Below are 24,694 nucleotides of genomic sequence, written 5' to 3'. Positions count from 1 at the left end.
GCTATGTTGGGTCAATGGGAAGGACGCGCGGAGCGGCCGGCGATGCGGTGGTCGCGCGACGGCAACTCTCGGCCCATGCATCGAGATCATCGACCGCGTAGCGGACCCATTTCCCGAACTTGTGGAAAATGGGTCCGCCACCAAGGGAGCGGTAGCACTCCAGCGTATGCGCTTCGAGGGCGAGGTAGCGGGCTGCCGCCTCGGTATCGACGAAGCGGATCGGCCCAGCGTCATCGACGAACCTGGCGCGACGTAGGATGTCCGCCGTAGGCCACCGGCGCTGTTGGTTGGCGTCCTCACGCATGGCTCGCCTCCTTTGTCTCGTCGCGTTTGGTGCCGGGAGGGACGGCGCGGTTTTCCCCGGAGCGATGACGGAACGGCCGATAGTTTCCGAGCTTGGTGCGCGAGGCATACTGGCCGTCGTCGTAGCCGAGGGGCTTGCCGGCCGCCGTCAGCACCGGCTCGATCGCCTCGACTTCAGGCGCCACCGAAGGCACGTCCACAACCGGCGCCGGCGTCGCGACGGGAGGCGGGCCCGCCGGGTGAACACCAAGCAACGCTTGCCGCCGCTGGTTCACCGCTTCCGCCGCAGCTCGCACGGGATCGTCCTCGGTGTGCACGTACTTCATGAACATGGTCACCGTTTTGTGGGCGGTGAGCGCCATGCCGACCTTCACCGGAATGCCGGAGTTGGCGATGTCGGTCGCCGAGCGATGCCGGATGCCATGTGTCCCAATATGCGGGAGCCCGGCACGCTCAAGAATGCGCCGCCATCCCTGGTAGTAGGTGTGCTTCGACATCGGCAGGTTGAGATCGAAGACGGACGGGCACACGAAAGGCGATTCCTCGAGGAGCGGTGCGGTCTCGAAGAGCCGCTGCGCTTCGGCGCTCATCGGTTTGGACATGCCGCCGGTCTTGCTGTCGGGCCAGACCACGCGCCGGTTGTCATAATCGACCCACGACCATTCGAGCTGGAGGATCTCGGACATCCGCGCGGCGAATTCGAACTGCAGCCGGACCGCGAGGAGGATGAAGGGATGCTCAAGGCCTTCCGCCTCCGCCCGCGCGAGGTAGGCAAAGAGCTTCTTCATCTCGCTGTCGGTGATCAGGCGGGTCTTTCCCCGTTCCGGGTACTTCGGGACGTGGCGGCAGGGGTTGGACCCATCGGGGCGCATGCCCCAGACCTCGGCCATGTTGAACATCTTCCGCACGGCCGCGAGGACGCGGTTCGCGTTCGTTGGCTTCTTCGACATCTTCTTCATCAGGTTCGAGATGTCGGCGCGGGTGACGTCGGGCACCTTCAGTTGGCCGAGCACCGGGATGATGTAGCGCTTGCCGTAGCCGCGGTTCGAATGGACGGTGGACGGCTTGTTGCGGCTCTCCGAGTAGTCGGTGATGAATCGGTCGAAGAGTTCTTTCACCGTCGGCGCCTGCCGAGCCGTAGCCCGCTCGGCGCTGGGATCGACACCGCGGCGAACTTCGGCCAACCAGTCCTGGGCGATGCCTCGGGCCTGCTCGACGGTGATCTCGCCATAGCGGCCGATAGCGGGCTTTCGGCGCTGCCCGTTATGGGCGACATAGGCGACCATGAAAATCTTGCGGCCGGTCGGGGTGACCTTGACAAGGAACCCAGGTATCGTCGTATCCCGGAGTTCGTAATCGCGCTCCTGCGGGGTTGCGGCGTCGACAGCGGTCTTTGTGAGCTTGATTTTGGGCATTCCTAACCTCCGTTGAGGTCGGATTTCAGGTGCAACATAGGTGCACCTAGAAAGCCAACCGTAGCGTACGTCCGGCTAGGTATGTGTGATCTGAGAACCGAAAAAAGCTAGTGCTGACAATCGGTTATCGGGAAAACGGATACCGCCGGATACACAAAGGATAGGGCATATCCGGTCTCTCAAAATCCGGTTCCGCAAGGAGTGTCGGTTCGATTCCGACCACCCGCACCATTCCATTCCTGGCGGCTGCGCCCCCTACTCTTCCGGTTCCGTGGTGAAGGTCAGCGGATGGCCCTTGGCACGGCCGGCGTCGGTGGCGCGGGTGGCCTTGGTCTCGGCGACGTCTTGCGGATAGACCGAGACGACGCAGGCGCCCTTTTGATGCGCGGTGATCATCACCCGGCGCGCCTGGTCGGCGCCGAGCCGGAATTCGGCCTTCAGCACCATCACCACGAAGTCGCGCGGCGTGAAGTCGTCGTTGAGCAGGATGACCTTGTGGAGACGCGGCCGCGCCACCTTGGGGAGGATCTGGGGTCGGAGCCGTGTGCCGGTATCGCTCATGGCGGGGCCATTGCCGCTGGTGTCTGCCGCTCCGGCAAACTAGCACGAAGCCGCCGAAGGTCAGCGCACCGTCGTTCACGATCGGCGGAACGGGCGCTGGAGTGGTGCCGGGGAGGCGGGTGGTGCACCGCGATAACGGCGGTGACGCAGCCTAGGGAAATGCTAGAAGGCGGCAGGACCGCCCTGCCCGGCCGGGCGGTGCGGCGCACGGACAACGACCCATGGCAACAATCCGATGACCCAGCATCTCGCCAGCGGGGCTTTTGCTGCCACGCCCTGGAACGACGTGGCGCTGCCCGCCGGTTCCTACGAGGCGCTGCGGGCCGGCTTTGCCTGGCGGCTGCCGGAGCGGTTCAACCTCGCCGCTTCCTGCGCCGACGACTGGGCCGCGCGCGAGCCGGACAGGGTCTGCCTGATCGAGGACCGCGGCGACGCCCCGCCGCGGACGCTGACCTATGGCGAGCTGGCACGCCGCTCCCGCGGGCTCGCCGCCGGCCTTGCCCGCCACGGCATCCGGCGCGGCGACCGCATCGCGATCGTGCTGCCACAGGGCTTCGAAGCCGCCGTCGCGCATCTGGCGGTCTACCGGATGGGCGCGATCGCCGTGCCGCTGTCGCAGCGTTTCGGCCCGGACGCACTCGGTTTCCGCCTCAAGGCGGCGGGCGCCCGCGTGGCCGTCGTCGACGCAGCCAGCCTCGTTACGCTACGCGCCGTCACCGCGGATCTGCCGGAACTCGACCAGATCGTCGGGGTCGAGGCGCCCGAGCCGGGGCTCCTCGACTTCGCGCAGCTGGTGCGCGAGGGGGACGGAGCCGAGCCGGCGGCGACCCGGCCGGACGACCCGGCGATGATCATCTTCACCTCAGGCACGACCGGGCCGCCCAAGGGCGCGCTGCACGGCCACCGCGTGCTCATCGGCCACCTGCCGGGCATGCGCTTCCACCACGAAGGCTTCCCCGTGGCCGGCGATCGCCTCTGGACCCCGTCGGACTGGGCCTGGGCCGGCGGGCTCCTGAACGCGCTGCTGCCGTCGCTGTATTTCGGCGTGCCGGTGGTGTTTTCCGGGGGACGCTTCGACGCCGGGGAAGCATTCGAGCTGATGGCGCGGCAGCGCGTCCGCAACGCCTTCCTGCCGGCGACCGCCCTGCGCATGCTGAAGGCCGCGGCGACGCCGGATGCCATTGCCGGGCTTGCGCTGCGCACGATCGGCTCGGCCGGCGAGACGCTGCCACGCGACACGTTCCACTGGGCGGCCACGGAACTGGGCCTTACCGTCAACGAGTTCTACGGCCAGACCGAGTGCAACATGGTTCTCGGATCCTCGGCCCGCTACGGCGTCTCGCGCGCCGGCGCGATCGGCAAGGCGGTGCCGGGCCACCATGTCGCGATCCTCGGCGAGGACGGGCGGGAGCTGGCGCCCGGCGAGACCGGGACGATTGCCGTGGCAGCACCCGATCCGGTGATGTTCCTCGGCTACTGGCAGGATCCGGAGGCGTCGCGGCGCAAGGTTCCGGACGGCTGGCTGCTCACCGGCGATCAGGGCGTGATGGACGCGGATGGCTATGTCCGCTTCGTCGGCCGCGACGACGACGTGATCACCTCGGCCGGCTACCGCATCGGCCCCGGCGAGGTGGAGGACTGCCTGCTCGCCCATCCCGCGGTGAAGCTGGCAGCGGTTGTCGGCAAGCCGGACAGGCTGCGCACCGAGATCGTCAAGGCCTATGTCGTGCCGGCCGACGGCGTCGTCGCGGACGAGAAGCTGGCCGCGGCGATCCAGCTATTCGTACGCCAGCGCCTGTCGGCGCATGAATATCCGCGCGAGGTGGCCTTCGTCTCGGAGATGCCGCTGACCACCAGCGGCAAGATCATCCGGCGGGAATTCCGCAACCGGGCCCTCGCCGAAGCAGAGGCGGCCGCGCTGGATTGAGCCGGCATGCGCTCAGCGCAAGGCCAGCAGCGACCCCAGCCTTTCGCGCATCAGCCGCAGGACGTTGCGGGATTTCCGCGCGGCGACAAGGCCCTTCGCAACCTTCGCCACGGACTTGCCGCTGTCCTTGTCGAGACCGACCACCAGCGTGGCGATGGCGATGCGGTCCTTCCAGAACCGGTTCATCACGAAATGGTCCGGCATGGCGCAGGAATCGGCACGCTTGACCGCGGGGTCGGCGACCAACGACCGCGTCGCCTCGGCGACCAGCTGCTGGCCGGGTGAGGCCTGCGAATAGGCCTCGTCATAGGCGCTCTTCCAGGCATAGGCCTCGCCCCGGTCGATGAAGGCGACGAGGCTGGCAATCGCCTGCCCGTCGAGCCGCAGCGTAAAGACCCGCGCCCTTCCGTCCTCGGCGAGGGCGTTGACGGATTCGCGTGCAAAGGCCGAGCGGTAGCGGTCCATCGTCAGGGCGCTGCGCTCGCGCCCCTTCCAGCCGCTGGCTTCCAGCGCCAGGAAGTCCTCGAAGGCCAGCCGAACCCCCTCCGGGTCCCGGGCCACCTCGAAGCGGACCGTCCCCTGTCGCTCCAGCAGACGGCGCTGGCGCGCCAGTTCGCGGCGACGCCGATCCGAGATCGGCTTCTGGCGGAAAAAGCTCGCGGGTCCGGCCTTGGTCAGCGAAGCCCGGGTGAAGGCGTTGATTTCCTCGACCGGCAGCCCGAGCCGATCCGCCACGGCGACCAGCGTCCTCGCCATCGGCCCGTCGATGCGCAAATCCGGCAGGACCAGGATGCGGGGAAGCTTCAATTCCCGGCGCGTGAGCGTCTCGAGCAGGCTGGTCAGCGTGCCCGCCGGGTCGTCGCCATCGAGCGGCAGCGTGCCCAGCGGCCCGAACGGATGCGTCCAGGCGCGGATGGTCTCCGGGCCACCGATCAGGCCGGCCCGCTCGACCGAGAACGGCATCAGCAGCCGCAGTCGGCTTCGCGCCTCGTCCTCGTCTCGGATCACCATCAGGCGGACCCGCCGCTCGTCGAGGCGCGGCATGGCCGGGACGAGAAAGCGCGGATCGAAGAAGACGTTCCCCTCGATCGCCCGGCGCGACAGATGCCGCAGCTCGGCGATCAAGTCGAAGGCCGCCATCGGTGCATAGACGGAAAAGCGACGGGCAGCGCCCTGATGGCTGACGGCGAGGTCGATCTCTGGCGGGCTCTTCTCTTCCGGTCGTTGCAGCGACGCCATGACGGCGCTCGGCGGAAGGGGCGCCGTCTCGATAAGCGGCTCGGCTGCCATGACTCAACTCTTCACGTGAAGGATACGGATCTCGGCACCGCGGACGAAGGTTCGTCGGAAGCGTCGCGCAGACTAGCGCCAGAGCCTTAAGAAAATGCCGCCACCTTCGCTCGGATCGTCTCTATCCGTCAGCCGGCGAACCCGCCCTCGTCCAGGAATGCCTGCTCCTGCGGCGTCGTCTCCCGGCCGAGGACGGGATTGCGGTGGGGAAAGCGGCCGAACCGGGCGATGATGTCGCGGTGATCCTTCGCATAGGCGAGGTTGTTCTCATCGCCGATCTCGCCCATCCAACGGACGCATTCTTCCTGGGCCGCGAGGTCCTCGGCATGCATCAGCGGCACGGCGAGGAACTGGTTCAGATCGTCGCCGACCGTATGCGCGTCGCCCCGAGCCAGCGCCTCGCGGGCGATCGCCAGCGCCTTCTCGTCGGTGGCGTAGGCCCGCGGCGAGTCGCGAAACATGTTGCGCGGGAACTGGTCGAGCAGGATGACAAGGGCCAGCGCACCGGTCGCATCCTCCCGCCACGCCTCGAGTTCGCCGCGCGCTGCCCGCTCGTATATGTCGCCGAACCGGCCGCTGATCTCCTCGTCGAACGCGTCGTCCTTGCTGAACCAGCGTTCCGGGCCGGCCTCACGCCAGAAATCGACGATGGTCTGGGGATCTATCGCGTAGTTTGACATGGAAATACCGTCGGCTGTGCAAGGCGCTGGCTGGCGTGCCGCGCGCGGCAGCTACATAGGGTTACCCCGCGCAGCCTTGTAGGGCTGCAGCGCCCGCTCACCCGAACGAGTGGCCGGGCACCGCGAGCGGGTTCGCTTCGACTGCCGCGCGATCCGGCGCGTCGCTGCGCAGGCCGCCGGTGAAGGCCGCGAAGAGGTCGCGCGCATAGGTCTCGTCGAGATGATCGCCGATCAGCACGATGCGGGTTTCGGGCGCCATGCCGGCGGGCCAGCCGGCGAGCTGCGCGGGCGGATGCTGGTAGCTGCGGACACCGTGCAGCACGACCGGCCGGGTCGGGCTTTCTTGCACATGCACGATCGCCTTCATGCGCAGGATGCGCTCGCCCTGGGTGGCGGTCATGAGATCGAGGAATGCCACGACCGCCTCCCATGCGACGGGCTCGGCCTGGACGATGGCGAAGGACCGGATTGCGCCATGGGCGGAGTGATCGCGGGCGGCATGATCGTGCGTATGATCGTGACTGTTATGCCCTCCATGGCCCGACGCGCCTGATCCAAGCCACCGGGCGGGATCGGCCTTGCCGGTGGCGGGATCGACCACGCCGCACCCGAAGAGCCGCTGCGCCAGCCCCTCCCCGTCTCGCGCGTCGACGTGGCGGACGCCCGGATTGAGCGCTGCGATCGCCGCGAGCAGCGGACCCTGCCCGGCATCGGTCACGACGTCGCCCTTGGTGAGGACGATGCGGTCGGCCACCGCCACCTGGCGCCGCGCCTCCGGGCGCTCGGCAAGGTTTGCGGCACCGGCGAGATGGTCGACCACCGTCACGACCCCGTCGAGCGCATAGGCCTCGCAGAGAAACGGATGCGTCATCAGCGAGGCGAGGATCGGCGTCGGATCGGCAAGGCCGGTCGTCTCGACGATGACCCGCTCGAGCGGCGGCGCACCCGCTGGCCGCGACCACGTGGCGAGCATCACCAGCGTGTCGACGAGCGCGCCGCGCACCGTGCAGCAGACGCAGCCTTCCGACACGTCGATGACGCCGTCGCTGGAGGCCGTCTCGATCAGCAGCTGGTCGAGCCCGACAGCGCCGAACTCGTTGACCACGACGGCGAGATTGGCGACGAGCGTCTGGCTCAGCAGGCGGTTGAGCAGGCTGGTCTTGCCTGCGCCGAGGAAGCCGGTCAGGACGGTGAGACGGATGGGGGCGCCGTCAGCGCCGTGGTCGCCGTTCATCGGGACGCGGTCAATTGGCGGCCCGCTCGCCGGGAATCGGGACATCGGCTCCGGGGCGCAGCGGCGCATCGTCGAAGCTGCTGCCGATCCGCGGGGTTTTGCCGTCAGTCCCTGCGAGGTCGCCGGAGCGGGCGGGGTTCTCCGAGCCTTCGTCCGCCGAATCCGACAGCGATCCCAGCACGTTCGCCCGCACGGCGGCGCTTGTCTCGACCGGATCCTCACCTTCCGTCAGCACACCGGTGCCCTGCGACACGCCGACATCTTCAGGCGTGAGGGCGAGGACGGCGGTCGGCGGGTCCGGGCGCCAGGTCGGGATCGGGATGCCATAGGCGTCGATCACCGACACGCCCGCCTCGACGATGTCGTTGCCGGCCGCACCGCCAAGGCTGACCGGCACGACGATCTCGGGGCGATTCAGCTCATGCAGATAGGGAGAGCCGTAGACCTCATCTCGATCCGCGTCGGCCTGCCGCTCGTTGGCGCGGTCGGTTCGGCCCTTGGCGGAACAGATATAGTCGCTAATGTCGACGGGCTCGCCGGCCGAGACCGGCAGCTCGTCGAGCGTCGTGTCGATCGCGGCGAGATCCGCCTTGAAGCCGGCCTCGAGTATCTCGGCCGACCGGCGCTCGCGCGGGATCGTGCCGTTGGCGCCGATGACCACCGCGACCAGCGTGCGCCCGTCACGCGTGGCCGAGGAGACGAGGTTGAAGCCCGACGCGCAGATATAGCCGGTCTTCATGCCCTCTGCGCCGTCGAAGCGGCCGAGCAGCTTGTTGCCGTTCTTCATGATGGCGTTACCGGCGGCAATCGCCTCGGTGCCGAAATAGTCGGTGAAGGCCGGGAAATCCCGGCGGATCGCCAGGCCGAGCATCGCCAGGTCCTTGGCGCTGGAATACTGACCGTCCCCCGGCAGACCGTTGGCGTTGATGAAGCGCGTGTCCTTCATGCCGAGCCGCAGCGCCTCCGCATTCATCATCGCGACGAAATCCTCCTGCGAGCCGTTGGCGAGAACCTGGCCGATCGCATGGGCGACGTCGTTCGCCGACTTCACCAGCATCATCCGCAGGGCGACATCCAGCCGCATCACGGATCCGGGCTCGAAGCCCATCTTGCTGGGTGCCTCCGCCGCAGCCTCGCGTGTCATGATCACCGGGCTGTCGAGACCGAACTCGCCGCTCTCCACCGCCTTGAGGGCCAGATAGGCCGTCATCAGCTTGGTGGTGGAGGCGGGATAGCGCCGCTCCGTGGCGTGCTCCTGCGACAGGACCTTCCCGGAGGCGACGTCGACGACGATCGAGGCCATGCCGGCCTCGCGCGGCGCGTCCGCATCGGCGGCCGGCTGGGCCGGCGTCGGCTGCGCGGAAGCCGGCGCGGCGACGAGGAGGGAGGCGGCGACGCAAATCCCGGTAAGCAAACGTAATCGACGGGAGGGACGCGTCTTCACGCTGGATTCCTTCACTGATTGGGGTCAGGCTGCGAGCCTTGCCATCCTTGCATGTGGCGGGCGCCTAGCCGAAGGCTGTGACGCGAGCATGGCGAAGTGGAGCGGCGCGCGAAAGTCACGGCCTTTTGTGCCTTGAACAGGAAGACCGGAAAGCATCGATGCCTGTCAATAACCGAATCGCCGAGAGCCAGCCGGAGATCGCCGCCTGGCGCCAACACCTCCACGCCAATCCGGAAATCCTCTACGACGTCGTCGACACGGCCGAATTCGTCGCCGGCAAGCTGCGGGAATTCGGCTGCGACGAGGTCGTGACGGGGATCGGGCGCACCGGCGTCGTCGGCTTGATCCATGGGCGCGGCGGCCCGGGCGGCCCGGCGATCGGCCTTCGCGCCGACATGGACGCGCTGCCGGTCGTCGAGGAGACGGGTCTCGACTACGCCTCCGGGCGCCCGGGCGCCATGCATGCCTGCGGCCATGACGGGCACACGGCCATGCTTCTGGGGGCCGCCCGCAGCCTCGCCGAATCCCGCGCCTTCGACGGCACGGTGGCGCTGATCTTCCAGCCTGCCGAGGAAGGCGGCGCCGGCGCCAAGGCGATGATGGACGACGGGCTGTTTGCCCGCTGGCCGATCGGCCGGGTCTACGGCATGCACAATCTTCCCGGCATGGCGGTCGGGAAATTCGGGGTCCGGGCGGGGCCGATCATGGCTTCGACCGACGAATTCATCATCACCGTGCAGGGACGTGGCGGTCACGCGGCCCTGCCCCACAGCACGGTCGACCCGATCCCGGTGGCGGCGGCCCTGGTCCAGGCGCTGCAGACCATTGCCGGCCGCAACGCCGATCCGCTGAAGTCGCTGGTCGTCTCGGTGACGCAGGTGCATGCGGGCTTTGCCCACAACATCATCCCCGACACCGCGGTCGTCTCCGGCACGGTGCGCTCGCTCGACCCGGCCATGCGCGACCTCGCCGAGGAGCGGCTGCGTGGCATCGCCGCCGGCATCTGCGCGGCGCACGGGGCCGGCGTCGACATCGATTTCGACCGGAACTACCCCATCACCATCAACGACGCCGCCGAGGCCGATTTCTGCACGGCAGTTGCTGCCGAGATCGTCGGGGCCGCCAATGTCGATCCCGATGCCGCGCCGATGATGGCGGGCGAGGACTTCTCCTACATGCTGGAGGAAAAGCCCGGCGCCTACGTCTTCATCGGCAACGGCGACAGCGCCACGCTGCACAGTCCGACCTACGATTTTTCCGACGACGCCATCGCTTTCGGGGCCAGCTTCTGGGTGCGCCTTGCCGAGCGGGCCCTCACCCGCGACTGAGCATACGCGCGGCGTCCCGGGACGGACGGTCACCGACCTGCGCCGGGACTTGCCGCATGGCGCACCGAATGCGACGACGGCTATATACAATGGCAGAGCGAACGTTGCGACATTCTGCTTACAACCCGCGAGGCACGCAGATGGACATCGGAAGGGACATTCGTGGCGGATGATGCTCGCAGGGCGCTGGTGCGGCGTCTCGATCTGGTGGCGGATCTGGACGACGAGGATCGCGCCGGGATCATGAAGCTCCCGATCACGACGAAAGAAGTCGAGGCCGACGTCGATATCGTCCGCGAGGGCGAGGAAGTGCACCAGTGCTGCGTGCTGATCGACGGCTTCACCTGCCGCTATCGCGACGTCCGCGACGGCAGGCGCCAGATCATCGCGTTCCACGTGCCTGGCGACATTCCCGACCTACACAGCCTGCATATCCACCGGATGGACCACAGCTTTGCGTCGACCACCCGCTCACGCATCGGCTTCATGCCGCACACCGCGATCTGGGATCTGTGCATGGCGCGCCCGCGAATTGCCGCAGCGCTCTGGCTGGAGACGCTGATCGACGGCGCCATGTTCCGCGAGTGGATGGTCGGACTCGGCCGACGCACCGGCAAGAGCCGTACGGCGCACCTGCTTTGCGAGCTTGCGGTGCGGCTGCGTGCCGTCGGGCTGGCCCCCGGGGATGTCTTCCACATCCCGCTGACGCAGCACGAGCTCGCGGACGCGCTCGGATTGACCGTGGTCACCGTCAACCGCGTTCTGCAGGAATTCAAGCAGGAGGGGCTGCTCGATCGCGAGCGTTTCCGCCTCACCATCAAGAACTGGCCCGCACTCGCGGCGGTTGGCGACTTCGACCTCAACTATCTGCACATGCGCGCGCCCATCGCGATGGGTTTGCCGGCGACGCCGGCAAACTAACCCGGAACCGGCGCCGCCATGGTGCGGCCGCCCTGGCTCGGGCGCGGCGGCCCGCCGAATCGGGCGGTGCCGCCACGGGCTGGCCCTTGCGCCATGCCGCACTGCACCGGCAGACCGGAAATGCCCAAAAAACTTGAATTTTTCGTCAGGAGGGTGTAGTATCCGTCGGACAGTCGGGCGCCGTGGTCTGCTAACCACACAGGATGGCGCTCGTGTTAATTTCCGAAAGGATGCTCCCTCACCATCGGCGACAGACGGTCCCGCAAGGACCGAACGCTTCCGGCGGCTCGATCGAGGGATACCTGCACGGATTTCGACCGTCGGCTGCAGCGCGCCTTCCGGCGGGCCCCTTCAATTCGGCGACCTTGCGTCGTCCACCCGTGTCTAGCGGCTGTCGCGGCCGGGCACAACAGGGAGTTAGAAAAAGCGTATGAGCAGTCAGAAGAAGGCATCCAGCCGTCACGGCTTCCGGACCGGCGAGAGCATCGTCTACCCCGCCCATGGCGTAGGCCAGATCGTCGCGATCGAGGAACAGGAAGTGGCGGGCATGACGCTCGAACTCTTCGTCATCGACTTCGAGAAGGACAAGATGCGCCTGAAAGTGCCGGTCGCGAAGGCCGAGGCTGTCGGCATGCGCAAGCTCTCCGAGACCGATTTCGTCGAGCGCGCCCTCAAGGTCGTGCAGGGCCGCGCCCGCGTGAAGAAGACGATGTGGAGCCGCCGGGCCCAGGAATACGATGCCAAGATCAACTCGGGCGACCTGATCCAGATCGCCGAAGTGGTCCGGGACCTTTACCGCGCCGAGAGCCAGCCGGAGCAGTCCTATTCCGAGCGCCAGCTCTACGAAGCCGCCCTCGGGCGGATGGCGCGCGAGCTCGCAGCGGTCAACGAGGTGTCCGATACCGAAGCGGTGCAGCTGATCGAGCTCAATCTCAACAAGGGTCCGAAGCGCACCCCGAAGACCGCCGAGGGCGAGGCGGAAACCGTCGTCGAGGCGGACGAGCCGGCCGAGGCCGACGCGACGGCCGAGACCGAGCAGGAACAGGCGGCCTGACGCAGGCCCGCCCTCGCGGACCAGCGGCCTGAGCCGATGCATCAAGACCGGCCATCCGAAAGGATCGGCCGGTCTTTCTCGTCATGGCAGTCTTCCGAATTCGCCGAGGCGGTGTTACGGTCGTTGCATCGTCAGGGCCCGGCCTTACCCCGCTTGCCATTCCACGATGCTCCCCTACCTACCGCCAAAAAGTTTTCCCTTCCGGGAACGTTAGCGTGCGCGCCGCATTACCCCTGTACCGGCTGCGCGGCCACGCGGCTTCGCATGTAGGCCGCTAGCCTGAGACGTTAGACCGGAGGGTAGTCTATGAAGTCCCAGTCCGCTCGCCGCACCATGATCCGCGCGGCCATGGCAGCTCCCTATCTTCAGCGCGAGGAGGAATACGAACTCGCCGTTCGCTGGAAGGAAAACCGCGACCAGGAAGCGCTTCACAAGATTACCCAGGCGCATATGCGCCTCGTCATCTCGATGGCCTCGAAGTTCCGCCATTTCGGTCTGGCCATGAACGACCTGATCCAGGAGGGTCACGTCGGCCTTCTGGAGGCAGCCGCCCGCTTCGAGCCGGAACGGGAAGTCCGCTTCTCCACCTACGCGACCTGGTGGATCCGCGCCTCGATCCAGGACTACATCCTGCGCAACTGGTCGATCGTCCGCGGTGGCACGTCCTCGGCGCAGAAGGCGCTGTTCTTCAACCTCCGCCGCCTCCGCGCCCGCCTCAGCCAGGGCGCCGACAGCCTATCCGGCACCGCCATGTACCGGGAGATCGCGACGGCGCTGAAGGTCTCGGAAGGCGACGTCGCGCTGATGGACTCCCGGCTTTCCGGCCCCGACTCCTCGCTCAACGCCCCCCTCATCGACGACGAATCCGGCAGCGCCGACCGCCAGGATTTCCTGGTCGCCAAGGATCCGCTGCCCGACGAGATGGTCTCGACCTCGATCGACGAGGAGCGCCGCGTCACCTGGCTGACCAGCGCCCTCGACGTCCTCTCCGAGCGCGAGTTGAAGATCATTCGCGAGCGTCGGCTGCAGGATGACGGCGCCACGCTGGAAGCCCTCGGCACCAAGCTCGGCATCTCGAAGGAGCGCGTCCGGCAGATCGAGACGCGGGCGCTGGAAAAGCTGAAGGCCGCCTTGCTCGAGACCAATGCCGACCAGGCCGCCTACGTCAGCTGACGGCTTCTTCACCAGCTATTCGACAAACAAAAGGCCGCCATGAGCGGCCTTTTGTTTGTCTGGAATGGTCAGGACCCCGTTATTCGCTCGCAGTGCCGGAAGACCGCCGGCGCCCTATTCGGCGACGATCTTGTAGCGCGCGCCGGGCCGGACCGCGTCGTTGCGGTCGAGGTCGTTGAGCAGGCGGAACATGTCGGTCTTGCGATCGACACCGACCATGCGGCTCGCCATCGAGGTGGCGGTGTCGCCGGCACCGGCCGTGACGATGCGCACCCGCAGCGGCTTGAGTGACGCCTTCTCGGCCGGGCTCAGCACCCGGAAGGAATTGGCGACCCGTTCGGCGATCGCGCCAACCGATCCCGACTCCCGCGCCGGCACGGCCGTCAGGAACCGGTAGACCTGCCCGCCGACCCGGACCACGGTCACGTCGAAGGCGTATTCGCCTCCCTTGGCCCGGGCGGAGACGGCCTCCAGCGTGCCGATCCGGCGCTGGCGGATGCTGTCGCGGTCGAGCCCGCCGATCCAGCCGCTGTTGACGTAGTCGACGAGGCTCGTGGTCGTCGGCAGGGCGACGCCATCGAAACGCAGCGCCATGTCGTTCGGTCCGGTGGCAAGCACCGCCTCGGCGGTGTTGTCGATGACGAACCCTTCCGGCGCGGCGAAGGTGATGCTGAGGCCCGGATGGTAGAAGCGGTTTTCGCGCACGTAGCCTTCGGCGGCGGAGTCGCCGAAGAGCATGCCGTCGATGCCGTTCAGGTAGCGGTCGCGTTCCGTCGCCCCTTCGCCTTCCGCTACCTCCGCCTCGCGCGCGTGGCGCTCGGCGAGTTCGATCCGCTGCGGCGCCGAGGGATGCGACGCGAGGAAATCGAGATCGGCACTGCCGGCCTGGAAGGCGTTGCGGAACTGCGAGAAGGAATCCATCGCCTTCAGGAAGCGCGCCGCGGCGAACGGGTCGTACCCCGCCCGCGCGATGTGCTTGATGCCGATCACATCGGCCTGCAATTCCTGCTGGCGGGAAAACTGCGCCAGGCTCAGCCTGCCGCGCGCCAGGGCGATCTGGCCCGCCGGCTCGCTGGCCAGGACTTCGCTGACGACGCGGCTGGCGATCTCGGCTGCCTGCTCGCGCTGCTGGCGCTCGATGCCGTGGTTGGCGGTCACGTGGCCCATCTCGTGGCCGATCACCGCCGCCACCTCGGCGGAATCGTTTGCCAGCGCGAGCAGGCCGCGGGTGATGTAGACGTAGCCGCCCGGCAACGCGAAGGCGTTGATGTTGGGCGAATTCAGGATGGTGATCCGGTAGGCGCGGTTGGGATCGGCGGTCTCGGCCTGCAACCGGCCGATGATCGTCGCCAGCATCCGCTCGAGCTTCGGATCGGAATAGGCGCCGCCATAGGCTGCCAGGATCTTCGGATGCTGCGAACGGCCGATGGACGACTGCGGATCGCTTGCCTGGACGTTTTCGAAGGTGATGGGCTGACGCGTCGCGGCATAGCCCGCGCGCACGCTGCCGTCGACCGGACTCGCCAGGTCGAGACCGTCTTCCAGCGTGGTACAGGCACCAGCAGTCAGAAGCGCGACAAGGGCCGTGCTGGCGAGCGCCGCACGTGCCCAGCGTGTCATGGCGCAGGCCTTGGACGTCATTTCCATCGCTGCGATACGCCGCCCCCGCCGAATGGTCGCGGAAGATCATCTTCCGTTGCCTGGTTACCAGCCTTATCCGAATCGCTTCGCAGTGCGGAAGAGACGATCCGCAACACGCACCGCAAAATGATTCGACGAAGCCCCTCGTGGATCACATTGGGATGGCAGGGAATTTCGCCGGAATTGCGTCACGGCACGGTCTTTGCAGTGCCGAGATAAGCGGCGACGCGCGGCTCACCCTGCCCTGTCAGGACATCTCTCGTCGGTCCGACGGCGACGATCTCGCCCGCCTCGAGAAATGCCACCCGGTCGGCATGATCCGCGGCGTCTTCGGGGTGATGCGTGACCATGACGACGGCCGCCGGCCCGCCCTTGCGCTCGGCGCGCAGCGACTGGAGCAGCGCCAGCATCTCCTGGCGCAGCGCCGGACCGAGCGCGGCGAACGGCTCGTCGAGCAGCAGCAGCGGCCGGTCGCGCAAGAACGCTCGGGCCAACGCCACGCGCTGGCGCTCGCCGCCGGACATCTCGGCCGGGCGGCGCGTCTCGAAGCCGGCCAGCCCCACGGCCTCGAGCGCGGCGGCGACCCTGGCGCGGTCTGCCCGCGACACACGCAGGCCGGGGGCGATGCCGAGCGCCACGTTGCGGAAGACGTCGAGATGGGTAAACAGATTGTTGTCCTGGAAGAGGATGCTGAGCGGGCGCTCCGCCGGCGGTCGGCGGGTGACGTCCGCACCGGCCATCAGCACGCGCCCGGCATCGGGCTCGGCGAAGCCCGCGGCAATGTCCAGGAGCGTCGACTTGCCGGCGCCGCTCGGTCCGATCAGTGCCAGCCACTCGCCGGCCTCGACGGCGAGGTCTAACCGCATCCGCATCGCCTCGTAGGAGAAGCGGACACCGTCGAGGACCAGTGCAGGGGCCGCGCTCATCGGAAAGCCCCGCGCGAACCGGCGAGGCCACGCTCGGCCAGCAGCATGAGCCCGAGACAGAGCACGCCGAGGATGAGCGCCAGCCCGGCGGCATCGGTGGTCCGGTAGCTGCCCATGCGCTGCAGGAGGAGATATGGCAGGGTGATGAAATCCTGGTTGCCGAACAAGGCCACGGCGCCGAGGTCGCCGAGCGAGATCGCCAGCGCGAAGGCGAAGGCGAGGCCGAGCGGCGCCTGCATCGCCGGACCGTCGACGTAGCGAAGCCGCGCGAGGCCCGCAAGGCCGAGACTGTCGGCCAGGCGCCCGCTCTCGGCGTTGGCCGACGCCAGCGCCGGTCCGAGGATCCGCACCGCGAACGGCACCGCCATCGCCGCATTGGTCGCGACGACGACATAGGGCGCGGCCGCGAAGACGTCGGTCACCTGGCGCAGCGCCAGGAACCAGCCCGCCCCGACGACGACGGGCGAGATCACGAGGACGAGGCTCGCCGCGAGTTCCAGTCCCCGTGCCGCGCCCTGCCGCGTCTCGCCCAGCGCTTCGATCGCCAGGACCACGAGGGCGGAGAGGACCAGCGACAGGCTGGCGGCGGCGAAGGCGATGACCAGGCTGGTGGCGGCAGCCCGCTGTACGGCGGGATCGGCGAGAAGCGCGCCGAGATCGGCAGCGAGGCCCCGCACGAGGATCGCCGCGAAGGGCGACAGGATGAAGGCGATACCTGGCACGAGAATGCAGCCGATACCGAACGTCGCGAGGAGACTGCGGCGGTCGTAGCGCCGCGCCTGCCCGCCGAGGCCGAAGCCCGCCGCCACATCGCCGCCGAGCCTTGTCGCCAGCGCCAGGATCGCCGCAGTCAGGCCGATCTGCAGCAGCGACAGGGCGATGGCGCGCGAGGGATCGAAATCGTAGCGCAGCGCCTGGTAGATCGCGACCTCCAGCGTCGTCGCGCCGGGGCCGCCGCCGAGCACCAGGACCAGCGTGAAGCTGGTCACGCAGAGCATGAAGATCAGGCTCGCCGCCGCCGGGAGCATGGTGCGGATCGCCGGCCATTCGATCAGCCGGAAGGTCGACAGCGGCGGCAGCGCCAGCTGCCCTGCAAGCTTCCAGCTCTCCGCCGGCACGCGGTCGAGCGCCGCGACCATCAACCGGGCGGCGAGCGGCAGGTTGAAGAACACATGCGCGATCAGGATGCCCGGCAGGCCGTAGAGATCGAGCCGCGGCAGGCCGAGCGAGACGAGCGCTCCGGACAGCACCCCGTTGCGGCCCCAGATGGTGATGATCGCCAGACCGCCGACCAGCACCGGCAGCGCCTGCGGCAACAGGAACAGCCGCAGCACCAGGGCCCGGCCCGGAAAACGCGCCCGGTGCAGCGCGACGGCCAGCGGCACGGCGCCCGCGACCGCCAGCAGCGTCGACAGCAGGGCCTGCTCCAGCGTGAACAGCACCACGCCGTGGAGATAGGAATCGCCGACGAGCGACCGGGCATCCGGTACGGCATCCGTCGCGACGAACAGCACGACGAAGCCGCCGCCGAGATAGGCAGCCAGCAGCGCCGCCGCACCGAGACCCAGGCCGATGCGCAGCCGGCGGTCGCCAGTGCCGGTCACGATGGTCCCCTCACGGCCCGGCACATGGCGCTGCGCCTCAGCGACCGAGCGCTTCCAGCCATTCCTGCGTCCAGGCGCGGCGGTTCGCCGCCACCGTTTCCGGATCGACGAAGATCGGGGTCGTCACATCGACGAGCCGGCCGAATTCCGCCGGCAGATCGATCCCCTCGATCACCGGCAGCGACCAGTTGGTGGTCGGGATGATCGACTGGAATTCCGGCGTCAGCATGAAGGCGAGGAAGCGGCGCGCGAGTTCCGGCTGGTCGGCATTGGCCAGCATCGCCGCGACCTCGATCTGCAGATAGTGCCCGTCGGAGAAGGCGGCAGCCTGGTAGCGCTCTGAGCCCTCCTCGATCATGTGATAGGCGGGCGAGGTCGTGTAGCTGAGGACAATTGGCACTTCACCGTTGGTGAACAGGCCATAGGCCTCGCTCCAGCCGGGTGTCACCGTCAGGATGCGCTTCGACAGAAGCGCCCATTTCTCCTGCGCCCGGTCGCCATAGACCGATTTCATCCACAACAGCAGGCCGAGACCCGGCGTCGAGGTCCGCGCGTCCTCGATGACGATCTTCTGCTCCGGGTCGCCATTGACCAGTTCGTCGAGGCTGGTCGGCGGATCGCTGATCGTCTCGGTGTCGTAGATGAAGGCGAGATAGGAATAGTCGAAGGGCACGAAGACCGGGTCGGCGAAGCCCGTCGGCACCGACAGCGCCGCGAGATCGACGCCGCTTTCGGCGAACAGGCCGGTTGCCTTGGCTTCCGGGATCAGGTCCGAGGTGAGGCCGAGGGCGATGTCGGCATCGCTCGATCCGCCCTCGAGCTTCAGCCGGTTGAGGATCGCCACGCCGTCGTCGAGCCCGACGAACTGCAGGTCGCAGCCGCAGACCGCCTCGAAGGCCGCCTCGATCTTCGGCCCCGGACCCCATTCCGGCGTGAAGCTCTCGTAGGTGTAGACGGTAAGCACCGGTTTTTCGGCCTGCGCGACGGCCGTGCCGGCGGGGGCAAGGGTGGCGAGACTGGCGGCAACGAGCGGGGCGGCCAGGATCCACGAACGGCGAAGGACAGTGTGCATGCGGCCTCCCGAGGCAGGACGGTCGCGCCGCTGCGGCGAGAACCCGCCGCCGCCCGCATCCCTCCGCCGGCATAATCCGGATCAGGTTCGACGGGTTGGCTGAACGCCTCTCAGCCCGAAGGCACCCCGTGTGAGCTGATCCGGCTTACGCCCTCGGCGGCGGGCCGGCAAGGGGAGGCCCGACGTCAGCAGCCATGGCCAGGGGAGGTCCTTACTGCAGCCTGGGCAAAATGGAGGTGTTCGTCAGGAAGTAGCGCACCTCACGATCTGCGGCGCTGATGGTTGCAGAAGCCACTAGTGGGTAGCTGTCTTTCGCAAGATGATCCCTGCCAGGTCATTCTGGCGGCCGAGCCAAGCGGATCCATCGATCGACAGATGCCCGCCATCGCGATAGACGCTGCCGCGCCCTGCAGACGCCCGGCATATTTCGTCGTCGCAGATCAGATCTTCGAGGCGGACGACCGGAATGACCGGAGCCAGTTCCGCCAACAGGGCTTTCGCGGACAGGTTGGTGGCAGCGGCCGCAGCCACGGTGAAATCGCAGGCATGATCGTCGAGGCTCATGGCGCGGCGCCGCAGATAGCAGACCCCGAGATTGGCTCTCGATGCGGGAGGGGGACCGACGATGACGAGTCTTTTGCCCGCATCAGCCAGTTGACCGGACAAAGCCACTAGAGCTTTCATGACGGCGGCCCGTCCCGCGGCCTCGTCACGGATGACAGTGCCGTCGCGGCGATAGATCGTCCGGGCCGCCTGATCGAAAGGGGAGCTAATGATCACTGTCCTGACGGCTTCGTCCGACAGGATCCACGATAGCGCCGCATCGTTGAATGCCAGGCACGATTGCCAGGACGTGACTGACCCCATCACGGCCAGGCCCGGTATCGGGCCGCACTGGCTCACTGTTCGCTGGGCGAACGGCATGGGTGTCGGGCTGTCCGCAATGGCTTGCGCCAGATGCATGGCAAAACTGTCGCCCCATAACGCAGTTGTCGGATTGGGCGCCGTGCGGCACGACGGAGCAATTTCCGGCTCGGTACTCCTGCACGACTTGTCCAACCCGTAATTCGGCGCCATGGATTGCTCGAGAAGAGCAATTTCGGCGAACGGCTCACCTATCGGAGTCGTTCGCCAGTAGACGCCGTTTCCCGAGTTCAGCAGGGCACCGATCGCAGCCACGCCGACGATCGAGGCGGCCGACAGTGCCAACATCCGCCCGGGCCCGCGGAGCGTTCCACGACGGTGGCGGAACGGGCGCTCCACAAACGCCCAGCTCGCGACCCCAGCCAGGAAGATCAGGACGAAGAGGCCTGCCAGAAGTACGCCGCCGGCCGATTCGGCAAGACGGATCTTGGCAAAGGCGAGCACCGGCTGATGCCAGAGATACAGGCTGTAGCTGATCAGGCCGATACCGACCAAGGGTCGTATACGCAGGATCGCGGCGACAGCCGTGCCCTCGCGACCGAAAACGAGGATCAAAGCTGTCCCTATGACGGGGATCAGCGTCCATAGGCTCGGAGTTGCCGCTCGATCACCTAGGAAGGCAATCGCAGAGACCACCATGAAAAGACCGGCGGCACTAGCGGCGCCGGAATGTGTCTCGCCGAAGCGGCGGACAAAAAGCGCGGCCAGTGCCCCCAGGAGCAACTCGAACGCACGGCTGGGCGCAAGAAAGAAGGTCGCAGCTGGCGCGTTCCGCCCGCCCCACTCAGCCAAAGCCAGACTTACGAGGATGCCCAAGACGAGCACGGGCGCCACCCACCGCCTCGACCTGCGCCACATCAGCATGAGGATCAGCGGGAATAATATGTAGAACTGCTCTTCGACCGACAAGCTCCAGGTATGGAGCAAGGGGTTGAGTTCAGCATCGGGCGAAAAATAGTCTGTTTGTCGCCAGTACAGGACGTTGGACAGGAACACGGCGGTAGCGGCCAGGCTCCGGCCGAACCGAACGAGTTCGCTCGGGAGCATCCACATCCATGCGAAAGGCAGGCAGACGAGCATCATGACCGTGAGCGCCGGGAGAATCCGGCGGGCGCGGCGCTCGTAGAAGCGCGCCAGGGAGAAGCGTTCGGTCTCGAGCTCCTCCGTGATGATCGCGGTGATCAAGAACCCGCTGATGACGAAAAACACATCGACGCCGAGAAAGCCCCCGTCGAAGCCCTCGATCCCGGCATGGAACAAGATGACCGGAACGACCGCGACGGCTCGCAGCCCGTCGATTTCGGCGCGATATTGCATCAAGGATACTTCACGAGGGTCTGGACCCGACTGAGTATCAACTCGGTTGGGTCTTAGCCACCGTCTTCAACCAGGCGTCGCATGAGCGCCGGGTCTCGCCGGCGTCGCATACGAAGGCCGGCTAATGGTCAGCACTAGGTCGACGGGAACTTGGCGGCATACCCGAAAGCGATTCCGGCGCGCCGCGTCATGCTGTAGGGCTGGCGAATGTCGCGTTTTGCCATTCTCCTAGCCGGACGGGTCGATCCGACCCCGGCGCTCCGCGCCGCCCTTTCCGGCTCCCGCATCATCGCCGCCGATGACGGGCTCCGCCATGCCGTCTCGCTCGGCGTGACGCCGGAGCTCTGGGTCGGCGACTTCGATTCCAGCCCGCCCACACCGCCCGCCGGCTTCGCCGATCTGCCGCGCGAGACGTTTCCCGCCGACAAGGACCGCACCGACGGCGAGCTCGCCATCGATGCGGCGCTGGCTCGCGGCGCGACCAGCCTGATGCTCGTCGGCGCGCTCGGCGGGCCGCGCAGCGACCATGCCTTCGCGCATCTGATCCTCGCTTTGCGCTATGCGGCGGCCGGCGTCGCGGTCGAATGCTACGACGGGTTCGAGCAGGCCTGGCCGCTGTCACCGGCACCCCGCCGCTTCGACCTCCTGCCAGGGACGCAGTTCTCGATCCTGAAATTCTCCGACCTTGCCGGCCTGACCATCGCCGGAGCAAAATGGCCCCTCGACGAGGTTTCGGTGCCGTTCCACTCGATCCTCACCCAGTCCAACGAGGCGGCAGGGCCGATCACCGTCACCGTGCGCGAAGGCGCCGCGATCCTGATCGCCCAGGCCGACCCGTCGGTGCGGTGAGCCACGCGGCGGACGGCAAGCAGGTGAAGGCTGGGCATTGGGACCCACATCTGGCATGGGCGGGGTCCGGTCGCGGATCGCTCGCCCCACTGGTCCTCCTGCCCGCGGCGGCACGCTCCGCGGATATGCGACCGCCGACAAGGCTTGGCGGCGGCGGGCGGTTTCGCTTATGGTGCGCCCGCGTGGTCCCGTAGCTCAGCAGGATAGAGCATCAGATTCCTAATCTGAGGGTCACTGGTTCAAATCCAGTCGGGATCACCAATATTTTCAATGCACTAGGCCGCCCTCGCCCGGCCTCATGTTGCGTTAGTGTTGCGCGTGGGTTCCCTTGATTTCCAAGGGTTTCCGTTCACACTCGGCGAATCCACGCGACATAGGACGCGACATGGAAAGCTGCGAGAAACCTTTACTCACGCCTGCTCAGGCCGCAGATTTTCTGGCGATATCAATTCGCCAGCTGCGCGATTTCACGACGAGCGGCGCCATCGCCTATGTCAACATCGGGCAATCCGATCGAGAAACGAGGCGACACCGGCCAGTAGACTTAGAGGCATTCGTGAAGGAGCGGCTTCGCCAGCGGAGCCCGGGGACACAGACGCGCCAACGATACCACCTCGTCTCAGGCGCCAACGAGTTCAGACGGCGGCTCGATGCGAGGGCCGCGGCGAGAAAACTCAAAACCTGATGGCGAAGCGCGCGCTTCTCTCGAGGGCGGAGCTTCAGCCGGACGACCTGCTCACGCTTGCGCACGCGTGCGAACTCCTCCTCAATAGCAACCTCACGCCCGCCTCCCTCCGCCGGGAACGCGACCGCGGGAATCTGGTCACCGAGAAGATCGCCAACAAGGAGTTCGTCACGCCTGCCGAAATCCAGGCGATGCGCGAGCGGTGCCGGACCGAGAGTGTGCCCGGCGCCAAGCCAAGGCCATCGCTCCGTGACGAGGTGGTGGGGATCGGCGCCTACGGCAAAGTGATGACAGTGCGAGACGCCGAGAAGGCTAAGCTCCGCGCTCTGGCAGAGAGCCTCCCGAGGCGACGCAAAGAGTAAGTGATAGCTCTCCTTGCGCTTCTGCGCCTCACGGCGGTTGCCGCTTGAACCTCGTCGTGGCTATCCCAAATCCGCATGTCCAATACCATAGCTCCTTAGCGATATCTGTGGTGGGCTGGAAGCCTCTTGGATCCAGTGAAGGGGCCGCCTGAGATAGGCTGAGGGTGAAACCAGGATTATGCACAAACGCCACTCACTTAACCCTCAGCAGCTTCGCCAACGTCAGGAGAGAGCCGGGGTACGCGCCAGGACGGAGGGCCTGCCAACGGTGAATGAGGGTCGAACCAGCTGGGAATTACTTTGTTGAAGAATGCGGGAATAGAGATCGGCGTGCAGCCGCTTCATCGAGCCGAGCGAGCTTCTCTTTAAATTGGTCGGGTAGATCAGGGTCAGTCCGCAATCCCGCGCGGTTCGCCAAATGACGACACGCCTCGGGATTCTGGAGTAGTTCGAAAAGTGAGCGATTTCCGGAGGTCATTGCGGCACCTAAAATTTCGTCCAATCGTAATCTTCTTTTCCAATCAACGAGATAACACTCTATTCGTTCCGGTTCCTTCAGACGGCCCGTAAGCGAGTGGGCGGACGCTCGCCAAGGATCGAGCCTGCACGAAGTCATTGCCTGCCAGCAGACGGTGAGCGATCACTGCTTGATTTCCCGCCGGTTCTTGTAAAACTCGCTCTGCTTGGGCGATGCGGGATGGGACATGACACGCATTGGAAGACCGATCTGATGGGGCGTCCGCGGGGAGTGTGGGAGACGAGCAGCGTCCTCTACCAATCCAGGGCAGACGCCGCCGGGGCCGATGCTGCCAATGCCGAGACGGACGGCCAGCGACAGCGGCATGAGGAATCACGAAAGAACTGGCAACGTTTAGCCGATCAGGCGCGATGGCTTGAAGACCGAAAGGCACGGAGCCTGGCGGGTGACCCAGATGAGTGATCACATGCCGAACGGGCACGACGAGTATCGTTGCCTAAGAACCTCAACATCCGCCATCTGCGGCTCACCCCTTCCCGTGTCGCTCTCATGCACCGCCTGAACGATGGACCTGCAGAGGACTCGGTGGGGCTCGAAATGAACGAAATGACCGGGCACGAGCTGCGGGCGGCGGACCATCTGACGGGCGCGAAGATCGCTGAGGTCGTTCCGGGATGGAAGATGACTTTCTGGTACCGGCTGACGCCCCGAGGCCGGGAGATGCTGCAGGTGCTGTCATCGCTGGGGCTTTGAGACCATTGCGGATGGGCGCGCACCTCGCTCGCCCCTCGCTGCCGAGCGCGACAAGGCGCATCGTCCACCAATGATGCGTCGCCTGCTCATCCGCATTTTCGGCCCCTCCGCAAAAGTTCGGCAGGAAGCGCGAGTCCTGATTGTTCTTCTCGGGCCTGAGAGGGCGTGGCTAAGGGCCCGCGACAAGCGCCGGATGGCTGTGGTAGGTGCTGAGGGTGACAGCCGCTTCTGGGGCGACGTCATGCTCGAGATCGAGCGGCGCACCGGGTACCGGCATAGCCTGACGGACATGGATGAGCGGTAGTGGCCGCTGGGATCGCCCCGCCACAGAGAATCACGGCGGGCGCAGAGACTATGCCGGGACGCGATGCGCCGGCGCCCGCGCGGTGCGATCTTCATCGGCGGCGAAGCCCGCGCCAAGTCCTTCTCCGCATGGTCTCCTCCGCCGGTCGCCGTAGGGCGGGCCTCGGCGGCAGGCGAAGCCAATAAGGGGAAGTAGACGGCGCGTAAACCGTAACTCGGCTGCCGGTGGCGCGGCAAGTTGCCTCGGCAGAATGCGATCCGGTACACTGCACCGATGATCTTTCAGGAGAATTCAGTTTCGGCCCGCCCGTCAAGAATGTCCGCTCGGATGCAAGTCCACGCGGAGAATCTGGTCTTAATGGCGGAGGTTGAGCGGCTTCTTGAAAAGCGCACGCGTGACATTCGCCTGAATGGCGAGCTTCTCCACCTTTTCCGTGAGCGTACCTGGTC

The 24,694-nt window shown here is 66.8% G+C and carries 20 protein-coding genes, 1 tRNA gene and 1 riboswitch; of the genes, 9 read left to right on the top strand and 12 right to left on the bottom strand.

Annotation, left to right across the window (positions count from 1 at the left end; all coding sequences use genetic code 11):
* Nucleotide 1: 1 nt before the first annotated feature.
* From GGR03_RS22760 to clpS, 3 genes are all read right to left on the bottom strand, one after another.
* A complete protein-coding gene (locus tag GGR03_RS22760; RefSeq protein WP_183211140.1) occupies nucleotides 2-304 on the bottom strand; it encodes a helix-turn-helix domain-containing protein in 303 nt (100 codons plus the stop codon).
* Nucleotides 297-1,718 (bottom strand): tyrosine-type recombinase/integrase, encoded by a 1,422-nt coding sequence (locus GGR03_RS22755; protein WP_183211139.1) that lies wholly within the window; start codon nucleotides 1,716-1,718, stop codon nucleotides 297-299. The genes GGR03_RS22760 and GGR03_RS22755 overlap by 8 nt, the downstream gene beginning before the upstream one ends.
* A gap of 255 nt (nucleotides 1,719-1,973) precedes the next feature.
* Entirely contained in the window at nucleotides 1,974-2,279 is a 306-nt protein-coding gene (gene clpS, locus GGR03_RS22750; RefSeq protein ID WP_183211138.1) for an ATP-dependent Clp protease adapter ClpS, read from the bottom strand.
* A 235-nt stretch (nucleotides 2,280-2,514) separates the two neighbouring features.
* Between clpS and GGR03_RS22745 the strand changes: the two genes are divergently transcribed.
* Nucleotides 2,515-4,206, top strand: coding sequence for an AMP-binding protein (locus GGR03_RS22745; protein WP_183211137.1), 1,692 nt, complete (start codon nucleotides 2,515-2,517; stop codon nucleotides 4,204-4,206).
* Between the two features lie 12 nt (nucleotides 4,207-4,218).
* Here the strand turns inward: GGR03_RS22745 and GGR03_RS22740 are convergent, their stop codons facing one another.
* The 4 genes from GGR03_RS22740 to GGR03_RS22725 all read right to left on the bottom strand — a co-directional run bounded on the left by GGR03_RS22740 (nucleotide 4,219) and on the right by GGR03_RS22725 (nucleotide 8,854).
* On the bottom strand, nucleotides 4,219-5,496 hold the full coding sequence (locus GGR03_RS22740; RefSeq protein ID WP_246368437.1) for a GNAT family N-acetyltransferase: 1,278 nt from the start codon (nucleotides 5,494-5,496) through the stop codon (nucleotides 4,219-4,221).
* A 128-nt stretch (nucleotides 5,497-5,624) separates the two neighbouring features.
* Nucleotides 5,625-6,176, bottom strand: a complete 552-nt coding sequence (locus GGR03_RS22735; RefSeq protein WP_183211136.1) for a DUF924 family protein — start codon at nucleotides 6,174-6,176, stop codon at nucleotides 5,625-5,627.
* A gap of 97 nt (nucleotides 6,177-6,273) precedes the next feature.
* Entirely contained in the window at nucleotides 6,274-7,455 is a 1,182-nt protein-coding gene (locus tag GGR03_RS22730) for a CobW family GTP-binding protein (RefSeq protein WP_246368435.1), read from the bottom strand.
* Nucleotides 7,421-8,854 (bottom strand): D-alanyl-D-alanine carboxypeptidase family protein, encoded by a 1,434-nt coding sequence (locus GGR03_RS22725; protein ID WP_252920359.1) that lies wholly within the window; start codon nucleotides 8,852-8,854, stop codon nucleotides 7,421-7,423. The genes GGR03_RS22730 and GGR03_RS22725 overlap by 35 nt, the downstream gene beginning before the upstream one ends.
* A gap of 158 nt (nucleotides 8,855-9,012) precedes the next feature.
* Here GGR03_RS22725 and GGR03_RS22720 point away from each other — a divergent pair, with 158 nt between their 5' ends.
* From GGR03_RS22720 to GGR03_RS22705, 4 genes are all read left to right on the top strand, one after another.
* Nucleotides 9,013-10,182 (top strand): M20 aminoacylase family protein, encoded by a 1,170-nt coding sequence (locus GGR03_RS22720; RefSeq protein WP_183211135.1) that lies wholly within the window; start codon nucleotides 9,013-9,015, stop codon nucleotides 10,180-10,182.
* Nucleotides 10,183-10,344: 162 nt separating this feature from the next.
* A complete protein-coding gene (locus GGR03_RS22715; RefSeq protein WP_252920360.1) occupies nucleotides 10,345-11,103 on the top strand; it encodes a Crp/Fnr family transcriptional regulator in 759 nt (252 codons plus the stop codon).
* A gap of 430 nt (nucleotides 11,104-11,533) precedes the next feature.
* Nucleotides 11,534-12,157 (top strand): CarD family transcriptional regulator, encoded by a 624-nt coding sequence (locus GGR03_RS22710; protein ID WP_183211134.1) that lies wholly within the window; start codon nucleotides 11,534-11,536, stop codon nucleotides 12,155-12,157.
* A 306-nt stretch (nucleotides 12,158-12,463) separates the two neighbouring features.
* Complete coding sequence (locus GGR03_RS22705; RefSeq protein ID WP_183211133.1) at nucleotides 12,464-13,330, top strand: RNA polymerase factor sigma-32; 867 nt, start codon at nucleotides 12,464-12,466, stop codon at nucleotides 13,328-13,330.
* Between the two features lie 114 nt (nucleotides 13,331-13,444).
* Here GGR03_RS22705 and GGR03_RS22700 read toward each other — a convergent pair whose 3' ends face one another.
* From GGR03_RS22700 to GGR03_RS22680, 5 genes are all read right to left on the bottom strand, one after another.
* Nucleotides 13,445-14,950 carry a M48 family metalloprotease gene (locus GGR03_RS22700; protein ID WP_183211132.1) on the bottom strand — a complete coding sequence of 502 codons (1,506 nt, stop codon included), beginning with the start codon at nucleotides 14,948-14,950 and terminating at the stop codon, nucleotides 13,445-13,447.
* A 209-nt stretch (nucleotides 14,951-15,159) separates the two neighbouring features.
* Nucleotides 15,160-15,897, bottom strand: a complete 738-nt coding sequence (gene thiQ / locus GGR03_RS22695; RefSeq protein WP_183211131.1) for a thiamine ABC transporter ATP-binding protein — start codon at nucleotides 15,895-15,897, stop codon at nucleotides 15,160-15,162.
* On the bottom strand, nucleotides 15,894-17,501 hold the full coding sequence (thiP, locus tag GGR03_RS22690) for a thiamine/thiamine pyrophosphate ABC transporter permease (RefSeq protein WP_183211130.1): 1,608 nt from the start codon (nucleotides 17,499-17,501) through the stop codon (nucleotides 15,894-15,896). Before thiP ends, thiQ begins: the two co-directional genes overlap by 4 nt.
* A 37-nt stretch (nucleotides 17,502-17,538) precedes the next feature.
* The gene (gene thiB / locus GGR03_RS22685; RefSeq protein WP_183211129.1) at nucleotides 17,539-18,573 is read right to left on the bottom strand and encodes a thiamine ABC transporter substrate binding subunit; all 1,035 of its coding nucleotides are present in this window, start codon (nucleotides 18,571-18,573) and stop codon (nucleotides 17,539-17,541) included.
* A gap of 41 nt (nucleotides 18,574-18,614) precedes the next feature.
* Nucleotides 18,615-18,712, bottom strand: a riboswitch (TPP riboswitch).
* 155 nt (nucleotides 18,713-18,867) lie between these two features.
* Entirely contained in the window at nucleotides 18,868-20,814 is a 1,947-nt protein-coding gene (locus GGR03_RS22680) for an acyltransferase family protein (RefSeq protein ID WP_183211128.1), read from the bottom strand.
* 207 nt (nucleotides 20,815-21,021) lie between these two features.
* Here GGR03_RS22680 and GGR03_RS22675 point away from each other — a divergent pair, with 207 nt between their 5' ends.
* The 4 genes from GGR03_RS22675 (at nucleotide 21,022) to GGR03_RS22655 (ending at nucleotide 23,941) form a co-directional block, all read left to right on the top strand.
* Nucleotides 21,022-21,663, top strand: coding sequence for a thiamine diphosphokinase (locus GGR03_RS22675; RefSeq protein ID WP_183211127.1), 642 nt, complete (start codon nucleotides 21,022-21,024; stop codon nucleotides 21,661-21,663).
* Between the two features lie 184 nt (nucleotides 21,664-21,847).
* A tRNA-Arg gene (locus tag GGR03_RS22670) sits at nucleotides 21,848-21,924 on the top strand.
* A 423-nt stretch (nucleotides 21,925-22,347) separates the two neighbouring features.
* Nucleotides 22,348-22,710, top strand: coding sequence for a hypothetical protein (locus GGR03_RS22660; protein WP_183211124.1), 363 nt, complete (start codon nucleotides 22,348-22,350; stop codon nucleotides 22,708-22,710).
* A 1,075-nt stretch (nucleotides 22,711-23,785) separates the two neighbouring features.
* Nucleotides 23,786-23,941 carry a hypothetical protein gene (locus GGR03_RS22655; protein WP_183211122.1) on the top strand — a complete coding sequence of 52 codons (156 nt, stop codon included), beginning with the start codon at nucleotides 23,786-23,788 and terminating at the stop codon, nucleotides 23,939-23,941.
* Nucleotides 23,942-24,694: the final 753 nt, after the last annotated feature.

Origin of the sequence: Aurantimonas endophytica (assembly GCF_014196845.1) — a bacterium.
GTDB classification, from domain to species: domain Bacteria; phylum Pseudomonadota; class Alphaproteobacteria; order Rhizobiales; family Rhizobiaceae; genus Aurantimonas; species Aurantimonas endophytica.
This window is presented reverse-complemented; position numbering and strand designations above follow the sequence as displayed.